Origin of the sequence: Bradyrhizobium quebecense (assembly GCF_013373795.3) — a bacterium.
Taxonomy (GTDB): domain Bacteria; phylum Pseudomonadota; class Alphaproteobacteria; order Rhizobiales; family Xanthobacteraceae; genus Bradyrhizobium; species Bradyrhizobium quebecense.
This window is the reverse complement of record NZ_CP088022.1, coordinates 1320698-1338744: the sequence shown is the minus strand read 5'-3', so window position 1 is coordinate 1338744 and position 18047 is coordinate 1320698. Positions and strand designations below refer to the sequence as shown.

Annotated in this window: 16 protein-coding genes; 3 read left to right on the top strand and 13 right to left on the bottom strand. The window is 64.8% G+C overall.

The window, feature by feature from the left end; all coding sequences use genetic code 11:
• Nucleotides 1-69: 69 nt before the first annotated feature.
• The 5 genes from HU230_RS06220 to ccmI all read right to left on the bottom strand — a co-directional run bounded on the left by HU230_RS06220 (nt 70) and on the right by ccmI (nt 5982).
• A complete protein-coding gene (locus HU230_RS06220) occupies nt 70-1659 on the bottom strand; it encodes a Do family serine endopeptidase (protein WP_176532456.1) in 1590 nt (529 codons plus the stop codon).
• Nucleotides 1660-1830: 171 nt separating this feature from the next.
• Entirely contained in the window at nt 1831-2337 is a 507-nt protein-coding gene (locus HU230_RS06215; protein ID WP_176532457.1) for a cytochrome c-type biogenesis protein, read from the bottom strand.
• Nucleotides 2337-4322 (bottom strand): heme lyase CcmF/NrfE family subunit, encoded by a 1986-nt coding sequence (locus tag HU230_RS06210; protein ID WP_176532458.1) that lies wholly within the window; start codon nt 4320-4322, stop codon nt 2337-2339. Before HU230_RS06210 ends, HU230_RS06215 begins: the two co-directional genes overlap by 1 nt.
• On the bottom strand, nt 4319-4816 hold the full coding sequence (gene ccmE / locus HU230_RS06205; RefSeq protein ID WP_092125254.1) for a cytochrome c maturation protein CcmE: 498 nt from the start codon (nt 4814-4816) through the stop codon (nt 4319-4321). The genes HU230_RS06210 and ccmE overlap by 4 nt, the downstream gene beginning before the upstream one ends.
• A gap of 59 nt (nt 4817-4875) precedes the next feature.
• Nucleotides 4876-5982, bottom strand: a complete 1107-nt coding sequence (gene ccmI, locus HU230_RS06200; protein WP_176532459.1) for a c-type cytochrome biogenesis protein CcmI — start codon at nt 5980-5982, stop codon at nt 4876-4878.
• A gap of 326 nt (nt 5983-6308) precedes the next feature.
• Between ccmI and HU230_RS06195 the strand changes: the two genes are divergently transcribed.
• Complete coding sequence (locus HU230_RS06195) at nt 6309-6749, top strand: hypothetical protein (RefSeq protein ID WP_176532460.1); 441 nt, start codon at nt 6309-6311, stop codon at nt 6747-6749.
• A gap of 64 nt (nt 6750-6813) precedes the next feature.
• On the opposite strand, the gene HU230_RS06190 is transcribed toward HU230_RS06195, so the two are convergent.
• The 4 genes from HU230_RS06190 to HU230_RS06175 all read right to left on the bottom strand — a co-directional run bounded on the left by HU230_RS06190 (nt 6814) and on the right by HU230_RS06175 (nt 11665).
• Entirely contained in the window at nt 6814-8208 is a 1395-nt protein-coding gene (locus HU230_RS06190; protein WP_176532461.1) for a hypothetical protein, read from the bottom strand.
• Nucleotides 8209-9012: 804 nt separating this feature from the next.
• Nucleotides 9013-9183 carry a hypothetical protein gene (locus tag HU230_RS06185; protein WP_176532462.1) on the bottom strand — a complete coding sequence of 57 codons (171 nt, stop codon included), beginning with the start codon at nt 9181-9183 and terminating at the stop codon, nt 9013-9015.
• 233 nt (nt 9184-9416) lie between these two features.
• Nucleotides 9417-10793, bottom strand: coding sequence for a sensor histidine kinase (locus HU230_RS06180; protein WP_176532463.1), 1377 nt, complete (start codon nt 10791-10793; stop codon nt 9417-9419).
• Nucleotides 10794-11002: 209 nt separating this feature from the next.
• Complete coding sequence (locus HU230_RS06175; RefSeq protein WP_092125249.1) at nt 11003-11665, bottom strand: response regulator transcription factor; 663 nt, start codon at nt 11663-11665, stop codon at nt 11003-11005.
• Nucleotides 11666-12040: 375 nt separating this feature from the next.
• On the opposite strand from HU230_RS06175, the gene HU230_RS06170 reads away from it, so the two are divergent.
• Complete coding sequence (locus tag HU230_RS06170) at nt 12041-12394, top strand: VanZ family protein (RefSeq protein ID WP_176532464.1); 354 nt, start codon at nt 12041-12043, stop codon at nt 12392-12394.
• Nucleotides 12395-12483: 89 nt separating this feature from the next.
• Here the strand turns inward: HU230_RS06170 and galE are convergent, their stop codons facing one another.
• The 4 genes from galE to HU230_RS06150 form a co-directional block, all read right to left on the bottom strand.
• Nucleotides 12484-13479, bottom strand: a complete 996-nt coding sequence (gene galE / locus HU230_RS06165) for a UDP-glucose 4-epimerase GalE (RefSeq protein WP_176532465.1) — start codon at nt 13477-13479, stop codon at nt 12484-12486.
• Between the two features lie 559 nt (nt 13480-14038).
• On the bottom strand, nt 14039-14668 hold the full coding sequence (locus HU230_RS06160) for a transglutaminase-like cysteine peptidase (protein WP_224943058.1): 630 nt from the start codon (nt 14666-14668) through the stop codon (nt 14039-14041).
• A gap of 328 nt (nt 14669-14996) precedes the next feature.
• Complete coding sequence (locus HU230_RS06155; protein ID WP_176532466.1) at nt 14997-15659, bottom strand: ParA family protein; 663 nt, start codon at nt 15657-15659, stop codon at nt 14997-14999.
• Between the two features lie 15 nt (nt 15660-15674).
• Entirely contained in the window at nt 15675-16910 is a 1236-nt protein-coding gene (locus tag HU230_RS06150; RefSeq protein ID WP_176535121.1) for a glycosyltransferase family 4 protein, read from the bottom strand.
• 195 nt (nt 16911-17105) lie between these two features.
• Between HU230_RS06150 and HU230_RS06145 the strand changes: the two genes are divergently transcribed.
• Entirely contained in the window at nt 17106-18041 is a 936-nt protein-coding gene (locus tag HU230_RS06145) for a hypothetical protein (RefSeq protein WP_224943053.1), read from the top strand.
• The last annotated feature ends 6 nt before the right edge of the window (nt 18042-18047 follow it).

Here is an 18047-nt window from a genome sequence, read left to right as displayed (position 1 = left end):
GCCCGCCCCCCGGAACGCGCCGTCGGCGGGGGCGACGAATGCCGGCGACGCGTTCCAACTCATAGATAGTTATCCCTTGGCCAGCGGCACTGCCACAAAGCGCGACGAACCGCCGCTCTTCACGCGCATGAGAACGCTGTTCTTGCTGTCATTGCGCGCCGCCGTGATTGCATCACGCACCTCACCGGCGGTGCCGACGGTCTTGCCGGCGACCTCGAGGATCACGTCGCCTTCCTTGAAGCCCCGCTCAGCGGCAGCACTCTTGGGATCGACTTCGGTCACGACCACGCCTTCCTTGCCGGCGCCGGCCACGCTGTTGGCGGGTGCCACAGTGAGGCCCAGTTTCGGCACGTCGGTGCCACGGGACGCGTTGCCCTTGTCGCCGTTGTTGTCGGTGTCAGCCTTGGCTTCCAGGCTGTTCGGCAACTGGCCGAGCGTGAGGTTGACGGTCTTGTCCTGACCCTTGTGCAGCACGTTCAGCTTCACGGCATTGCCGGGCGCGAGGCCACCGATGGTGCGGGCGAGTTCGCGCGCATCCTTCACCGGCTCGCCATTGACGGCGGTGATGACGTCACCGGACTCGATGCCGGCCTTGGCCGCGGGGCCGTTAGCCTGCGGTTCGGCAACCAGCGCGCCTTCGGCCTTCTTCATGCCGAGGCTGTCGGCGATGTCGGAGGTCACCGGCTGGATCTGGACGCCGATCCAGCCGCGGCTGACCGAACCCTTGTCCTTCAGCTGGGCAACGACGCTCTTGACGGTCTGGGCCGGGATCGAGAACGCGATGCCGACGCTGCCGCCGGACGGCGAGTAGATCGCGGTGTTGACGCCCATCACCTCACCGGACACGTCGAACGCCGGGCCGCCCGAATTGCCCTTGTTCACGGGCGCATCGATCTGGATGAAATCGTCGTACGGACCGTTGCCGATGTCGCGGCCGGAGGCCGAGACGATGCCCGCGGTCACGGTGCCGCCGAGACCGAAGGGATTGCCGACCGCCAGTACCCAGTCGCCGATGCGCGGCTTGGTGTCGGAGAGCTTGGCAAACTGGAAGTTGGAGCCGCCCTCGACCTTGATCAGCGCGAGATCGGTGCGCGGATCGGTGCCGATCACCTTGGCGGAGAAGGTCTTGCCGTCATCGGTCGTGACCTCGACCTTGTCGGCGCCGTCGACGACGTGATTGTTGGTCACGGCGAAGCCGTCAGCCGAGATGAAGAAGCCGGAGCCCTGGCCCGTCACCACGCCACCGCCACGCGGTCCACCGCGCAGACCCGGGGGCAAGCCATCCGGACCGCCAAAGCGGCGGAAGAAGCGCTCCATCGGCGAACCCGGCTGGAACGGCGAATCGTCATTATTGTTGCTGTCGTCCTTCGCGACCTTCTCGCGAATGTTGACCTTGACCGAGATCACCGACGGCTTCACGCGCTCGACGATGTCGGCAAACCCGACCGGCTGCTGAACCTTCTTGACCTCGTTATTGACCTGCGCATGCGCAGGCGTCGTGAACAGGTCGGCCGGGTTGTGGGTGGGGCTGAAGCCGTAGGTGGCGGCACCGAGGCCGGCCACGACCGACGCCATCAGCGCGAGTTTGCGGGCAGAGAACAGCGAGCGCTTGGGCGCCTTGTAGGACGGAAGGGTCGAGAGGTCGGGACGGTCGGTCATGTCTTGATATCTCCAGGGCCAGAATCAGTCGGTGCTGGGGCGAGCACCTGATGCGTCTGAACATGGGGTCATCAGCCTTACGGCGCGCTGGCTGCGGAATTAAACTTTGGTAATTGAGCCGGGCGGCGCTGCGGCAGAATAGCGCATGCAAATTAAGGGCTTAGAAAGGAACTAAAGCGGCTTGTCCGGCGCGGATTCGGCCGCCAGCAGCCGCTCAAGGCGCGCCTGCTCGTCGGACGTCAATCCGGGGCTGGAATCGCCCCCGCCGGCGGCCGGATTTGCCTTGCGCCGGCCGAGCCGCCAGAGCGCAAAACCGCCCAGCAAAAGCGCCAGCGGCGGGGTCAGCCACAGCACCAGCGTGTGCTCGTTGAGGCGCGGCTTCAGCAGCACGAATTCGCCGTAGCGGGCCACCAGGAAATCGATCACCTGGCGGTCGCTGTCGCCGGCCGAGATCCGTTCACGCACCAGCAGGCGGAGGTCGCGCGCCAGCGGCGCCTCGGAATCGTCGATCGACTGGTTCTGGCAGACCATGCAGCGCAGTTCCTTGGAGAGCTCGCGCGCCCTCGCCTCCTTCGCCGGGTCCGCCATGATCTCGTCCGGCAGCACGGCCTGGGCGGGCATCGCACCGAGCACCAGGGTCGCCACAAGCGCGGCGGCTGCAAGGGCGCGCGACCGCATCACTCGGCCGCCTGCAATGCGCGCGCCGCTTTCGCCGCCGGTTTCGGCGCGCCGACCCGCAAGCGGCGGTCGGACAGCGACAGCATGCCGCCGAAGGCCATCAGCACCGGGCCCCACCAGATCATTAGCACCAGCGGCTTGTGATAGATTCGCACCGCGATCGCGCCGTCGGCCGAGGTGTCGCCGAGCGAGATATAGAGCTGGCTCGCGCCGCGCGTCAGCAGCGCGGCCTCGGTCGTCGAGGCGCCGCGGGTGGTGAAATTGCGCTTCGACGGCGTCATCACGCTGACCTTCTCGCCGTCCCGCGTTACGGTGAATTGCGCGACCATCTCGCGGAAGTTCGGCCCCTGCCGTGGGTTCAGGCCGTCGAGCCGCAGCTCGTAGCCGGCGACGCGCGCGACGTCGTCCGGCTTCATGGAGCCGATATATTCGCTGTTCCAGGTGGTCTCGCAGACGATCCCGATCAGCGCGACGCCGAGGCCGGCATGCGCGAAGACCGTGCCCCAGGTCGCGCGCGGCAAGCCGCGTGCACGGCGCAGCGAGAGCGACAGCGGAATCCGGAACAGCGCGATGCGTTCGGCGAGATCGCACAGCGCGCCCATGATCACGAAGGCCGCAAGCCCGATCGCGAGCGGTGCCAGCGTCGCGCCGCCATAGGTCCACGCAAACACCAGCGCGATCGCAATCAGCGCTGCGATGCCGGCGACCATCAGCCGTTGCGCCGCGCCGAGCAGGTCGCCGCGCTTCCAGGCCAGCAGCGGCCCGAACGGCACCGCGAGCAGCAGCGGCACGAACAGCGGCGCGAAGGTGAAATTGAAGAACGGCGCGCCGACCGAGATCTTCTCGCCGGTCAGGACCTCGAGCGCCAGCGGATACAGCGTGCCGATGAACACCGTCGCGCAGGCGGTGGTGAGCAGCAGATTGTTGAGCACCAGCGCGCCTTCGCGCGAAATCGGCGCGAACAGCCCGCCCTGCTTCAGCGCCGGCGCGCGCCAGGCATAGAGCGACAGGCTGCCGCCGATGAAGACGAACAGGATCAGCAGGATGAACACGCCGCGGGTCGGATCGGTGGCGAAAGCGTGGACCGATGTGAGCACGCCGGAGCGCACCAGGAAGGTGCCGAGCAACGACAGCGAAAACGTCAGGATCGACAGCAGGACGGTCCAGACCTTCAGCGCGTTGCGCTTCTCCATCACCAGCGCCGAATGCAACAGCGCGGTGCCGGCAAGCCAGGGCATCAGCGAGGCGTTCTCGACCGGATCCCAGAACCACCAGCCGCCCCAGCCGAGCTCGTAATAGGCCCAGTAGGAGCCCATCGCGATGCCGAGCGTCAGGAAGATCCACGCCATCAGCGTCCATGGCCGCACCCAGCGGGCCCAGGCGGCGTCGATCCGCCCTTCCAGCAGCGCCGCCACCGCGAACGAGAACGAGATCGAGAAGCCGACATAGCCGAGATAGAGCATCGGCGGATGCACCGCGAGGCCGATATCCTGCAGCACCGGATTGAGGTCGCGTCCCTCGATCGGCGGATTGGCGATGCGCAGGAACGGGTTCGAGGTGATCAGGATGAACAGGTAGAAGGCGCTGGCGACCCAGGCCTGCACCGCCAGCACATGCGCGCGCAGCGACAGCGGCAGGTTGTTGCCGAAGGCCGCGACGAGGCCGCCGAACAGCGCCAGGATCGACACCCAGAGCAGCATCGAGCCTTCATGGTTGCCCCACACGCCGGTGATCTTGTAGAGCAGCGGCTTCAGCGAGTGCGAATTCTCGTAGACATTTGCGACCGAGAAATCCGAGGTGACGTGCAGCGTCACCAGCGCCGCGAACGACGCCGCGACGAACAGCAATTGAGCGAGCGCGGTCGAGCGCGCGACGTTCATCAGCGCCGCATCGCGCCAGCGCGCGCCCACGATCGGCACGATCGACTGGATCAGCGCCAGCGCGAGCGCGAGCACCAGGGCATAATGTCCGCTTTCGGCGATCACCGCATCGCTCCCTGGGTCGGCGCCGCGGAGGCGCTCGGCATGCTGTTTGGTTTGGCGCCGTAGTCGTCCTTCCAGTGGCCCTGCTTCTTCAGGGCATCGGCGACATCCTTCGGCATGTAGGTCTCGTCATGCTTGGCGAGCACGGTGTCGGCGCGGAACACGCCGTCAGCATCGAGCGCGCCTTCGGCCACCACGCCCTGCCCCTCGCGGAACAGGTCCGGCAGGATGCCCTTGTAGGCGACCGGCAGCGTCGCGCCGCCGTCACCGACGGTGAAGGTCACCGCGAGATTGTCGCCGCGCTTGAGCGAGCCCTGCTCAACCAGGCCGCCGAGGCGGAACCGCTTGCCCGGCCCGAGATGCTTCTCGGCGACCATGGATGGCGTCGAGAAGAACACGATGGAATCGCGCAGCGCGTTCAGCACCAGGCCCGCGGCGACCGCGAGCACGACGAGCGCGCAGCCGATCAGTGTCAAACGCCGTTGCTTCCTGGTCATGGTTCATCCTTGCGCATGACATTCGCCGAAAACCGCCGCACATGTTTCGGCATCATGCGTTATCCATCCAATCCGAGACTCTTCAGCCCCTCATTGAGCTGGCGCAACCGATCCGCATCATTGGCCACCGCCTGACGGGCATCCGCGAGCGCGCTCAACGCCTTGTCGCGCTGTCCCATCACGAGATAGGCGCGAACCAGCCGCAGCCAGCCCTCGACATCGTCGCCGTTGGTCTTCAGCCGCGTCGCCAGCCGATCGACCATACTCTGGATCATGGTGCCGCGATCGGCCTCGCTCATGTCCTTGGCCGCCGCCACCGCGCCGTCAGGCAGCGCGGGTGCGCTGACGCCACCGACGCGAACCAGCGCGGCCTGCACCAGCGGCCGCCATGGCGCGTCGGACGGCGCCTTCGCCATCATCTTCTGCCAGATCGCGGCGGCGTCGGCCTTGCGGCCGTCCTGCTCGGCGGCGAGGCCGAGGAAATAGTTGGCCTTGGCATCGTCGCCATTCAGCGCGACCGAGCGCTCGAACTCCGCCTTGGCGTCCGCGGTGACGACGCCGCCGGCGGCCCCCATCAGCGCCTCGCCGAGATCGGCGCGGCGATCGGCGCTGTCGCCAGCATAGGTGATGGCATTGCGATAGGCACGCACCGCGTCATCGTAGCGCCCAAGGCGCGACAGCACCGGCGCCAGCACGGTCCAGCCGCGGCCGTCGGTCGGGTTCTTCTCCAGATGGGCCTCGACCTGCGCGACCAGATTGGTGAGCGGCTGGTTGGCATCGGCCACCCGGCTGCGCTCGGCGAGTGGAAAGTCGCCGAGGCGCGGCGAGCCGAGCGCGAGATAGAAGCCCGAAGCGATGACCGGCAACCCGACCAGGGCCACGATCGCAGCTGTGCGCCGCAGACTGAGACTGCCTGGCACCGGGGCTTCGTGTTCGCTCTGGTCGGCGGCGGCGAGCAGCCGGCGGCTGATCTCGATCCGCGCTGCATCGGCCTCGGCAGCGCCGATGATCCCGGCGGCCATGTCGCGGTCGATTTCGGCGAGCTGGTCCCGGTAGACCACGACCTCACTGCCGCCGGTATCCGCCCGTCCGCGGCGGCTGAGCGGCCACAGCACGGCAAAGATCGCCGCGACCGTCATCAGCGCGAACACAAACCACAGCGTCATCAAGCGGTTCCCGGATGGAACGGCGGCTTCCGGCAAGCCGCCTTGGAAGCGCTTTACACTACCGGCGCCAAGCGCGGCAATTGACAATTACTGGATCGACCGAAGGTCGGAATCGGGCGACTTCGGGCGCCGTTCCGGCGGTATTGCAACGGCGTGTTCGGGGCGAAGGCGCGCATTACCAAAATATCGAAAACAACCCCATGCAAAGGTGCCGGCGGGCGGCCGCCGGCGCTCGAATGCCGACTTGACACGTCGGGCAAATCAGCGCCACACTTCCATTATTCCGAAATTGTGCAAGCTTTCTCTTCCGACACTGGCGCGGTCGCATGACAGTTTACGAGAGACTCACAATTGTTGACCAGTTTGAGGACCGCGCCAGCAACCGAGCCGCAGTGATGCGTGCTTGCGATGTCATGACGTGCTACTTGACGCAATTGAAACGTCCGTTGCCTGAAGTAGCCGCACAAGCGGTTAAAGTTGCTCAAGCGTATATTGCTGGATCAACGGCAATTGGAGGCCTCCATGACGAAGTCAGGCAAATTTCCAACTTCTTGAAGGAAGCTAGGCGTTCCGATTCTCATCTCAATGACGCCCTTTCGGTTATTCGAGCTACCGAAGCGCTTATGAGGCTCTTGGAAGAGCCAAGATGGGGAGGAGGTGCTTCAGAAGCACTTTCAAATTTTTTGGAGTTGGTGGATGGATTTGAACAAGATCACCGCCTGTTCGAGCACTTGCTGGAAAGCACATTTGACGACTCGAAATCTTAGAATCGCGCTGACAATGTCACCGCAATTCCTGGCTCTTTTTCGCCCGTAGTTGTCCGCGGTACCACTACCCCGCCCGCGTCGACTTCCGCTCGCCGGTCACCGCGTTCTCCGCCGCCCGGTTCATCAGCGAGGCGTAGTCGTGGCCGAACAGCACTTCGCAGAAGCGGATCGCGGCCTTGACCTGCTGCTGGCGGAAGGACCGGACCCGGGCGTCGCCGCCGCGCAGCGACTGCACCAGCCCTTCGGTCGACTGCTCGACATAATGTTGCAGGTCCGAGAAGGTCCGCAGTGTCACCTCGTTGATGGCGAGCTCGCTGGCGTAGGTGCGGCACACCGCGACGAAATCGATCAGGGCCGCGGCGTCCTCGACCTCGGACTGATCGATCTTGGCGCCGGCCGTGATGTCCTTGTCGGCGCGCTGGCGCAGGATGCGGCGGACCCGGCCCGGCACGCTGTCGATCTCCGATTGCAGCGCGTTGGAGGTATCGGCACGCACCGACGTGAGCTGGCGCCCCCAGGTGGAATCGTTGCGCAGGTCGAGCTCGGTGCGCAGGCCGCGGACGCCGTCATGCAGGGTCTTGAGCTGCTCTCCGACATAATCGAAATGCCCGCGCTTGATGTCGGTGCGCAGACAGGCTGCGACGAACGACAAGTCATGCAACGCGATGGTGACGGCGATGCCGTACGGCGTTGCCGCGACCCGCAGCTCGTCGTCGGAGGCCGCCATCTTGATCGCGAGGCGGATGATCTGCCATGGCGCGGCGAGCCGCTGCGCGATCAATGACAATGCGAACGGCAGCAGTTGCGGCGTCTGCAGCGACGGCAGCTTCAGCGCCTCCATCGCCGAGGCGATCTGGGAATCGGAAAACACCCTGATCTGGCTCGGCAGCCGGCTGCCCAGGGTTTCCAGCGCCTCGCGGGCCTGCAACACGAGGCCGATCGGCAGCAGGTCCTCGACAACGCTCGGCGGGCCGACGCGTGACAGCGCGCGCTGACGGTCGTCCTGGGTCGGCCCCGCGATCTTGAGGATGGCTTCCGCTGCCGCCAGCTGGAACTTGCGCGCGGCGATCTCCATCGGACCGCTCTCCGAGGCAGCCGCCAGCGCCGTCTCGAATTCGCGGGCGGCCTCGGGCGCGCCCTCGCGGGCGAGCCACTGCCAGATCGGCAGCAGCGAGGCACGCCGGAGCTGACCCGGTCGGGTCGGGAAATTGGTCTCGGCGAGGAACGGCTCGAGTGGCCGGAACAGGAGCCGCGCCGGATCGTCGCTGCGCGGCTGGATCTGCTCGTCCTGCTCGGCCCCGCGCACGATCTTGCGCAGCTGCTCCAGGACCAGGTTGGCGACGGCGACATCATCGCCGCGTTCGACGGCGCGCTCCAGCTCCCGCATCAGCAGCGCCTGCGATTGCGGCGGAAGCTGCGCGAGATAATCCCTCAGCCGCTCGGTCGATTTCTGGCTCATGCCCGGTCGTGAAAGCTAGGTGCCCGGCAAACGCCGCAGCCCGTCCGCCCGCGATGATAGAGGTCGGCGCGTTAAGAACGCGTTTAGGAATACTGACGGCAACGCCGCCCAAAAGGCTGCGCCGGCTCCGCAGGGCAAATCGCATATGATGTCTGCGAAGATTGTCCGCGAGCCCCCCTCGCCTCTCCCGCAAGCGGTGCTGTCCTAATTCGGACACTTGCTCCGGGGAACCAGGACACTTGTCAAACACCCGGGAAAAAGTGGCAGTTTATTTGCGTTCGATTCACACAGGTGATTTCTGGAACAGGCAGCTGATTCGATCTTTTCGGGATTGGGCAGGGCATTTCATTAAGATCAAATTACAAGCCCAGAATGGGCCGCCGATTATCGGCAACCGGCGGCTCGGCGTGAGAATGGGAATAAAGAACGGCTCCAGCATTACCTCCAAGGGTGCTGGGGCCGTTTCTCTGCGCGCCCCAGGAACGAGGCGTGTCGGCTGGCGGTTGTTTTACGTCCGGCGTCCCCGCCGGGTGCGTCGGATGACGTTGCAAACTCGGTCCCGGCTTGCGCCCCCTCGCTGGGGCCGCTTCTTTTTTACGGTTAGGAACAGCCCCGGTGACGTTCCGTTGTCGCGTGGTCCCGGTGCTCAAAACGGACAGCACTTGGACACGGCCTCAGCGTTCCCCCGGCGCTGGGGCCGTTTCTTTGGGGTGAAGAAGAAAGGTTCGGCCTTCGCCGGGCCTCGTAGTTCAAGCTGACTTGCAATTAGCGCCATCCCGGCTTCCACATGGGAACGCAAAGTTCCTATCGGGCTTCCTTCATGGTCCGCTCGACTTCATCGGCCAGCGTCCGGTGATGTGCGGCCAACTTAGCGAACAGTTCTTTCTTGGTCTTATTGGTCGCCAGCTTGCTGATTAGCTCGCACTCTTCCGCCTCGACACGAAGCTTCTCTAAGTGCGCCTGCATGTCCTTCATGGGCCGTCTCCCGAGATCGGGGGATGATTGCACGGGGAACAAGCCGCGCAATACGACTTCTGGAACTCCGTTCACCCACGGAGAACCCCGGGATTGGATCTAAATCCTTTGATCTAGATCATGGGCAAGAACAGATTGCGTACCGCACGAGGGATTAAAAACGGACAGCACCTGCGAGCGCAGCGGGAGCGCACCGCCTTCGCGAACGCCATTCAACCTAATATCATCATGCCCTACACCGCCGGCAGCACGAGCTCGGCCCGCAGACCGCCGATCGGCGCGTCATTCAGCGTGAGACTGCCGCCATAGAGACCGGCGAGATCGGTCACGATGGACAGGCCGAGCCCCGAGCCGGGCTTCGATTCGTCGAGCCGCTGGCCGCGCCGCGCCACCTGGGCGCGCTCGGCCTCCGACAGGCCGCGTCCGTCGTCGTCGACCACAATGCGCAGCCTGGGGCCGGCGCCCGAGGCCTCCGGCGGGACCACGCTGACCTCGATGAAAACCTGAGAAGCCGCCCATTTGCAGGCGTTGTCGACGAGATTGCCGACCATCTCCTCGAGATCCTGCCGCTCGCCGCGAAACCGCGCCGCCGGGTCGGCCTTCGCCTCGATCGCGAGGTCGCGATCGCGATGGATCTTCTCCATGGTCCGGCGCAGCGCCTCGATAACAGGGGCGACGTCGGTGATGGTGCTGACGATGGTGGCCCGGGCGGCGATCCGCGCGCGCTCGAGGTGATGCGCGACCTGGTCACGCATCAGGTCGGCCTGCTCCAGCACCTTGCTGGCAAAGGGATCGCCGGCATGCGCGCCGGCTTCGTTCACGATCACCGACAGCGGCGTCTTGATCGCATGGGCGAGATTGCCGACATGGGTGCGCGAGCGCTCGACGATCTCCCGGTTGGCATCGATCAGCGCGTTGGTCTCGCGCGCGAGCGGCGCGATCTCGACCGGAAACCGGCCTTCGAGGCGCTCGGCGCGGCCGGAGCGGATATCGGCAATCGCATCGGATATGCGCTTGAGCGGCGCGAGGCCGTAGCGCACCTGGAAGATCGTGGTCAGCAGCAGCACGATGCCGAGGGCTGCGAAGGTGCCGCCGAGATAATAGTCGAAGCTGCGCGTCTCATCGAAGATCTCGGTGGCATCGCCGGCGACGCTGACCAGGAACTTGCCGTCGGCGCCGAGATCGACCGGGCGCTCGACCACGCGCAGGCTCTGGCCTTCGGGTCCGTCGACATAGCCGAGGCGGACGCCGGCGGCAGTCAACTCGGCGCCGTGCTCCTCGAGCTTCGGCAGCTTCTTGTCCCACAGCGAGCGTGAGGCGCGGGTCTCGCCCTTTTCCGTGTCGGTGCGGGTGATCTGCCAGTACCAGCCCGACAGCGGCAGGTCGAACAGCGGCTCGCCGAGCGACTGGAACTGGCGGTCCGCCGGCTCGTCCGGCGTCGCCACCTCGGCGATCAGGGTGCGCAAATAGAGATTGAGCCGCCGATCGAAGGCGCGCTCGGTGGCGTCGCGATAGACCGACGACAGGATCACGCCGGTGATCGCCAGGATCACCACCACCCAGGCGGTCGCCGAGACGAACAGGCGGGTCGCAAGCGAGCTGCCGCCCATCAGAGCACGGGCTCGAACAGCGTGTCAGCGGCAACAGACATCAGGGATTCAAACATTGGCGAATCCAGTTCTCCCGGCGCGGATCATGCCAATGCCCGTATACGCCGATCAAGCACTCTAAGAGCATGATCCGATTGAACAGGATATGCCCTCATCCTTTTGTTTGGTCGCGCTTTCTTCACGCGGACCGGTTCGCTTGACAAAGCGCTTTAGGTCGGCGGCGACAGCATGTAGCCGAGGCCCCGAACAGTCTGGATAATATCGACTTCCAGCTTCTTGCGGATGCGGCCGACGAACACCTCGATCGTGTTGGAGTCGCGGTCGAAGTCCTGGTCGTAGAGGTGCTCGACCAGTTCGGTGCGCGAGACCACCCGCCCGGTGTGGTGCATCAGATAGTCGAGCAGATTGTACTCGTGCGAGGTCAGCTTGATCGGGTTGCCGTTGACGGTGACCCGCTTGGTCCGGGTATTGAGCGCCACCGGCCCGCAGGTCAGCTCGACCTGGGCATGCCCGGTCGCGCGGCGCAGCAGCGCGCGGATCCGCGCCAGCACCTCCTCCAGATGGAAGGGTTTTGCGACATAGTCGTCGGCGCCGGCATCGAACCCCTGAACCTTGTCGCTCCAGCGGTCGCGCGCGGTGAGAATCAGCACCGGCATCACCCGCTTGTTCCGCCGCCAGGCCTCGAGCACCGAGATACCGTCCATCTTCGGCAGGCCGATATCCAGCACGACCGCGTCGTAGGGCTCGCTGTCGCCAAGGAAATGCCCCTCCTCGCCGTCGAACGCGCGATCGACCACATAGCCGGCGTCCGTCAGCGCGGTGGTGAGCTGGCGGTTCAGATCCGGGTCATCCTCAACGACGAGCAGACGCACTTTGGCCTCCGAGAGTGAGCATTGCGATATTCCGGCATCAAATGAGGCTCCCGGCCGTGAACGGCCTATGAATGGAGCCACAGGCGAAACCTTATTTTTTCGTCAGGTGCACATCCCGGGAACCCGCGCAAGCGTCACTGGTTCCCACTGAGAGATGCGCGCCAAGTGGGATTGAGTTTCAGCATGTGGTATTTTGATACCTTTCATTTGGCAACAGGACGACCCGTCGTGTCTGTCACAATCGGCGGGCAAGTTAACCTTCGGCGACCATTTCCATGTCGCTGACACGGGTGATGCGCTAATCCAGCCTGGGGTCGTCTGCGGTACAGGACCGGGAATACTTTGTCGCATATTTCAAAGATACGGAGGTTTGGCGTGATTGCGGGCTGGCTTGCGCTTGCCTTTATCGCGTTCGTGACGCTGTCGCCGGTCCAGGACCGTCCGTCGTTTTTCCATCCTCAGACCGAGCGCTTCGCCGCGTTTGCAGTGATGGCAATGGCCTTTGTGTTGGGTTACCCGCGGCGTACCGCGCTGATCTTGCTCTTTGTTGTCTTCAGCTCGTTCACACTCGAAGCGATGCAATTGCTGACACCGGACCGTCACGGCCGCCTGCTCGACGCGATCGTCAAGGTGGCGGGAGGTCTTGCCGGCATCGGCGCAGGTCACCTCATCCTGTTGGTGCTGCGCAGCCAGCTCGGCCGGCTGAGGTCGCGCGCGGACGCAGCTTAGTCTTCCGCCATTTTGAGCATGATCTCCGCGCAAACGCGTTCCGTGTTTGTCGCAACGGAAAGCCGCTTCGCGCTTTTCCGGATCATGCCCTATCGCCGGCGCGGATGCGCCTTCTGGTGCCACGCCCAGGCCGAGCGAATGATGTGACCGAGACCCGACCGGCTCGCCTTGAAACCGAGGCCGCTTTCCGACCTGGAGGGATCGGCAACCAGGATCGGCGGATCGCCGGCCCTGCGTTCGCACACCACGCTCGGCACCGCTTCGCCGGTCTCGGCGCGGATCGCGTCGAGCACCTCGCGCACCGAATAGCCGGTGCCGGTGCCGAGGTTGAACACACCGCCGGCGCCCCCCTTCAACAACAGCTCGAGCGCCGCGATATGGGCGGCGGCGAGATCGTCGACATGGATGTAGTCGCGCACCGCGGTGCCGTCAGGCGTCTCATAATCTTCGCCGAAGATCGCGAAATCCGGCACGTGCCCGAGCAGCGCCATCAGCGCGCGCGGAATCAAATGCGTCTCGGGATCGCGGAGCTCGCCGATGGTGCCGGATGCATCGGCGCCGCAGGCGTTGAAGTAGCGCAGGCAGACCGATTTGAACTGATAGGCGGCGCGATAATCATCGAGCATCTGCTCGATCATGAACTTGGACCGGCCGTAGGGATTGACGGTCGGCCCTGCGGCGCTCTCGGGAATGGGATCGCGCCCGGCATTGCCATAGACGGCGCCGGTACTGGAAAACACCAGGCGGTCGCAGCCTGCCTCACGCATGCCGCGCAGCAGGCCGAGCGTGCCGGCAACGTTATTGCCAAAGTATTTCTGCGGATCCGCGACGGACTCGCCGACCGCGCTAAACGCGGCGAAGTGCATCACAGCCAGCGCATTGTGCTCGCGGATGGTGGCGGCGATCTTGTCGTGGTCGGCGACGTCGCCGGTCACGAGCGGTCCCCATTGCACGAAATTGCGATGGCCGGTGGAGAGGTTGTCGTAGACGACCGGGAGAAACCCGGCCTCGGCGACCGCCTTGGCGCAATGGGATCCGATGTATCCCGCGCCCCCCGTGATGAGGATCGAACCCCTGCTCGCCATTGAAAATGCCGTCCCTGCGCGGACCAATCCTGCGCCTCAACCACCGCAATGATCGCATGGGTACGACATTCCGTCCGGCGCAGCAAAATGACGATGGGAATAGCGTTAAGAGCAAACGGATTTGCTGCCGCAGTGACGATTAACGCGACCCCAGCGGGACGTTGGTCTGCTGCCCAACCGGCGCCGCGTGTCGTGGTGGCCTTCCATAGGGGTAAACCGGTGTTGCCGGCGGGACCGGCTGGGTCGCCTGCGGCCGCGATGTCGGGACACCGCCGCCCGGGCCGTCGATCGAGTAGCGCGTTGCGCCCTGTGTGGTCTGCCCGGTGCCCTGTGCGAGCACGGGACCGGCTGTGGCGACGACCAGCGTCGCAATCGTGACAAGGCCGGCCAGCTTCATGTCGATGCCTCGATGGGTTGGACCGGGATCAACCGGTCACGCCTGCAATCGTTCCGGAATGCTGTCGCAGCGCCCTCGCAATCTTCATCATCCCTCATACGAAAATGGCGCGGCGAAATGTCTCGCCGCGCCACGTTCAATCGATGGGGCTAACTCAGAAGTTCAGGCGCCAGCCTGCGCGACGGCGGCCCAGTGATCGGGGTTCGCCGGGGTCTGCATCCTGACCCAGCGATAGCGCGCCTGCGACCAGCTGCGGATCTGCGCGTTCAGATTGTCGAGCACGATGTCGCCGCCATCGGCGCGGACCACCAGCACGAGATGATGCTCGCCCCAGGAGGTCACCACCTCGCTCAGCAGCAGGTCGCGCATCGGCCAGCCGCGCGCCAGCAGTTCATGGCGCTTGCTGACGGCGTAGTCGTTGCAGTCACCGCGCGCCGGATTGATCAACCATTCCTCGCCGGCGAGGCCGCGCGCGTTGCGCTGTGGCGCGATGCTGCGATTGACCGAGGCATTGACCTCGATCAGGTCGGCGATGCGCTGCTTGGTAAGACGTGTGGCACCACCGCGGAATACCATGCGGGCGCGGGGCTTCTGCCTGCATTCGTCGGCATAGCGCATGCAGAACATGGTGTAGGCCATCGGCGCCAGCGTCGGCTCGCTGAAGCGGATCTTCTCGACCACGCCGCGCAGCGGCAGCGGGAAGCCGATCATTCCAGCTTGCGTGTGCTGCGCGCTGGTCCCGAGCGCAATGACGGCCAGAAGCAAGGCCATCACTCTCTTGACGTTGTACATTCTTCACTCCCCACCGTGCCGGGAAGCATTTACGGGAAATGTCTTGAGCTTGGGCTCAGGCGCGCGGCGGCATTTGCTTCAAATGCCGAGAGGCGCGCGAGCAATCCGTTAACCAAGTCAGGTTCCCGCGCCGGCAAGCCTTTCGGCTGCCGAATGATAACGCGCGTGCCGGTCAACGGATCGCGGCTTTATCGGCGCTTCCGGCGCATTTTCCTGCGGTTTCGGCAGACGCCGCCGTCAGATGACGGGGCGGTTGTGGCGCGGGATTTCCTCTTCCCATACAGGCACGGTTAGCCTGATGTGAAGCAGCCGGATCGCTCTGTTAAATCTAGACCGTCATGCGCTGCCGGGGCGCGATCCCGCACCAGCTCATGACGAGATCGGCGAGCGTCTTGATCTCGAGATCCGCGGGCGTACCGCTGGCGAAATCGGCAACCGATTGTCCCAGCGCGACGGCGCGAACATAGGCCGAGCGGCTTCCGATCATCGGCCCGATCTCTTCGTCGAGCGTATCCAGCTCCTCGATCAACTGCTGGCCCTCGAGCGTGCGCTGGTCGACGCGATTCGGCACGATCATGGCGCGGAGCGCGGTTCGCCGCGCTGCACGCACCTCCCGCACGATGTCGATCGTCCGCGCGGTGGCCTCGATGTCGAGGCCCGACGGCGTACACGGCATCAGCACGATATTGGCGACCGCGAGCACGGCGCCCAGCACCCGGTCGTTGGGCGCGGAATCCACGACGATGATCTGATGCGGAATCTGGCGCATCAGCCTGGCCCATTCGGCAACCGGCCGGGTTTCCGGATCAAGCTGGTAGACGGGAAACGACAGATTGCCGGGCTCGGCCCAGTGACAGGCGGACGCCTGGGAGTCGGCGTCGACCAGTCCCACCACGCCCGTACGCCGATCCAGTTCTGCAGCCAGCAAGACCGCAAGAGTCGTCTTTCCGACCCCGCCCTTGCGCTGGGCAACCGAGATGACAAGCGGCATCGCTAGCTCCTGGCGTTATCCCCCGTGCGTGCGCGGGAGGACACCTTCATCGACGAGCGTCAGCATCCGGGGCAGACAGACCCGCTTTGCGTCGTAATTGTCTCGCACAAAGCTCCTCGCCTTCATCCGCATCTTCTTGAAGGCTTTCGGCCGTGACAGCACCGAGACTACCTGATCCGACAACGCATCAGTATCAAAAAACGGCGCCAGCAGGCCGTTGCCGTCCGAGATGATATCGCGAAGCGGAGCCGTGTCGGATGCCACCACCGCACATCCCGCACTCATGGCCTCCAGCAGCGACCATGACAGCACGAAGGGATAGGTCAGATAGACGTGCACCGAGGAGATCTGCAGCAGCGCGAGATACTGTTCCCGGGGAATCCGGCCAAGGAAATGCACGCGGCGCAGGTCGATGTCCGATCTGATTTCGTCCAGGAACATCGACTTCCAGCTCGAGCCCTTCGGTGGATTCGCGCCGTAGGATGTGCCGCTGCCGCCGACGATCACCACCTGCGCATTCGGCCGCGCAGCCAATACCCTCGGCAGCGATCGCATGAAGACATGGAATCCGCGCACCGGCTCCAAATTGCGCGAGACGTAGGTGATCACCTCGTCGTCCGCCGACAGTGTCGCGCCGTTCGGAAGCTGAAACCTGGCGACGGGATTGGGCTTCACCTCGTCGGTGTCGACGCCCTCGTGGATGACATCGATCTTGCTCTGAAACTCGCGGGGAAAGGTCGACCTCTGCCATGGCGTCGGCGAAACGCCGGAATCGCATTCCGTGAGCGCCAGCAGCGTCGTCGCGTTCTTCAGATGGAGCGCGACATTGCCGTCGAGGCCCGTCATCGGAAACTCGGGATCGAAGCCGACGTCCCTGCCCTCGGCGCCGTAGTAGAATTCGCAATAGAGGATGATCCGCGCTTTCGGAAACATCGTGCGCAACGGCAGCGTCTCACCCCAGCCGGGATGCGCGAAGATCAGGTCGGGCACGAAGCCCTGCCCCGACAGCGACGACAGCGCATACAGGACCTCTTCGGCACGCCGCGCTTCGACATCGAAGCGGCGGGCAAAGGGATGGACCATCGCGGAGTCCGATTTGGTCGTCGAATATTTCAGCAGCCGGATATCCCGCGTCGTGCTCGCGGTCGATGAACCGACCGCAACGACCTTGTTTCCGGGCTGCTCCGCGAGCGCACGCGCAATGTGGCGGTACTGGGCTGGAAAGTTGTTGTGGACGAAGAGGACGTTCATTGGCGGGCGGGCGCGCCCCCCGGCCGCGCGGTCGTCGATTGGGGTCATGCTCGATATCATGACCGGCAGGGTGTCTTCGATATGCACGTGCGAACTATCTCACCGGATTAACATTAAGCCCCCTTCTATCACATAGATTTTTGAGGCACACTGTGGGAAACATATCGACCCATTCCGTTAGGCTCGCAGGCGACCATGAACGAACAGATTCAGCAGAAAACCATTGACCTGGCACGGGGTCTTTTCCTGGTTCGCTACAATGGCGCGGAAGACAAGACATCACCTCCGGTGGTGCGCGTCTATGCCGATCGCACCAGCCTTAACAATTGTAACATCATTACCGGGCCCGATGCGGCCAATGGAACCCTGTTTGCGCCCGAGACCGCGCTGGTCGTGTCGGTGGCCCGGCCAAGCCGCCTGATCGTCGAGGTCACGGCAGGGCGCGCCGGGGGCTCGACCGCCGCCAATATCAAGATCGAACCGCTGAGCCAGGGACAACCGGCTGTGCAGCCGATCGGTCAGCCGGCCGGCCAGCCATTCGACACCTACGAGCCCGAGGTCGGCCCTGACGAGCTGAGCGCCCTCAAGCTGCTCGCGCATGTCGCGGGTTTGGGTGACGTGACGGTCGGCCCGGATACGTGGATTGCCGGACCGGCCGCGCCAGCCCGAATCGAGGGAATTTCCCTCGAATGGCCGAACAAGCCACACGATCTCAACCTGCAATATGCGGTCAAGTTCGCCAGGCCGCAGCGCGGCGACAACCAGTTCGTTCCGCTCGGAACCTTTGCCGGAACCCGGGGACGCGCGCTCGCCATCACGGGGTTCTCGCTGGAAGCCACAGGCCCCGGCGCGGATCGCTACGCCATCGCCGCCGAAACCATCTTCCTCGGAGCTCCCGCCCTGCGCGTAACCGGGAACCGGATTGTGGTGTCGGGCCCATCGGGCCGGGAACCCCTGGTGGGCCTCAAGCTCAGTCTCGAAGAGCACCGGGCGCAGGCAGCGCCCCTCGCGCCTCGGCAGCCAAGGCACGCTGAACCCGCTCCCCCGATGCCGCGCCAGGAGGCACCGCGCCTCGACGGACGGGTACGCGTATTCCGGAGCCGGCAGAACGCCGTCAAGACGGCGGGCTGACCATGC

What these genes read in the sequence shown, in the direction of transcription:
- HU230_RS06220 (WP_176532456.1), bottom strand. Translation starts at nt 1,659, where the DNA reads ATGACCGACCGTCCCGACCTCTCGACCCTTCCGTCCTACAAGGCGCCC.
- HU230_RS06215 (WP_176532457.1), bottom strand. Translation starts at nt 2,337, where the DNA reads ATGCGGTCGCGCGCCCTTGCAGCCGCCGCGCTTGTGGCGACCCTGGTG.
- ccmE (WP_092125254.1), bottom strand. Translation starts at nt 4,816, where the DNA reads ATGACCAGGAAGCAACGGCGTTTGACACTGATCGGCTGCGCGCTCGTC.
- ccmI (WP_176532459.1), bottom strand. Translation starts at nt 5,982, where the DNA reads ATGACGCTGTGGTTTGTGTTCGCGCTGATGACGGTCGCGGCGATCTTT.
- HU230_RS06195 (WP_176532460.1), top strand. Translation starts at nt 6,309, where the DNA reads ATGACAGTTTACGAGAGACTCACAATTGTTGACCAGTTTGAGGACCGC.
- HU230_RS06190 (WP_176532461.1), bottom strand. Translation starts at nt 8,208, where the DNA reads ATGAGCCAGAAATCGACCGAGCGGCTGAGGGATTATCTCGCGCAGCTT.
- HU230_RS06185 (WP_176532462.1), bottom strand. Translation starts at nt 9,183, where the DNA reads ATGAAGGACATGCAGGCGCACTTAGAGAAGCTTCGTGTCGAGGCGGAA.
- HU230_RS06180 (WP_176532463.1), bottom strand. Translation starts at nt 10,793, where the DNA reads ATGGGCGGCAGCTCGCTTGCGACCCGCCTGTTCGTCTCGGCGACCGCC.
- galE (WP_176532465.1), bottom strand. Translation starts at nt 13,479, where the DNA reads ATGGCGAGCAGGGGTTCGATCCTCATCACGGGGGGCGCGGGATACATC.
- HU230_RS06160 (WP_224943058.1), bottom strand. Translation starts at nt 14,668, where the DNA reads ATGTACAACGTCAAGAGAGTGATGGCCTTGCTTCTGGCCGTCATTGCG.
- HU230_RS06155 (WP_176532466.1), bottom strand. Translation starts at nt 15,659, where the DNA reads ATGCCGCTTGTCATCTCGGTTGCCCAGCGCAAGGGCGGGGTCGGAAAG.
- HU230_RS06150 (WP_176535121.1), bottom strand. Translation starts at nt 16,910, where the DNA reads ATGAACGTCCTCTTCGTCCACAACAACTTTCCAGCCCAGTACCGCCAC.
- HU230_RS06145 (WP_224943053.1), top strand. Translation starts at nt 17,106, where the DNA reads ATGAACGAACAGATTCAGCAGAAAACCATTGACCTGGCACGGGGTCTT.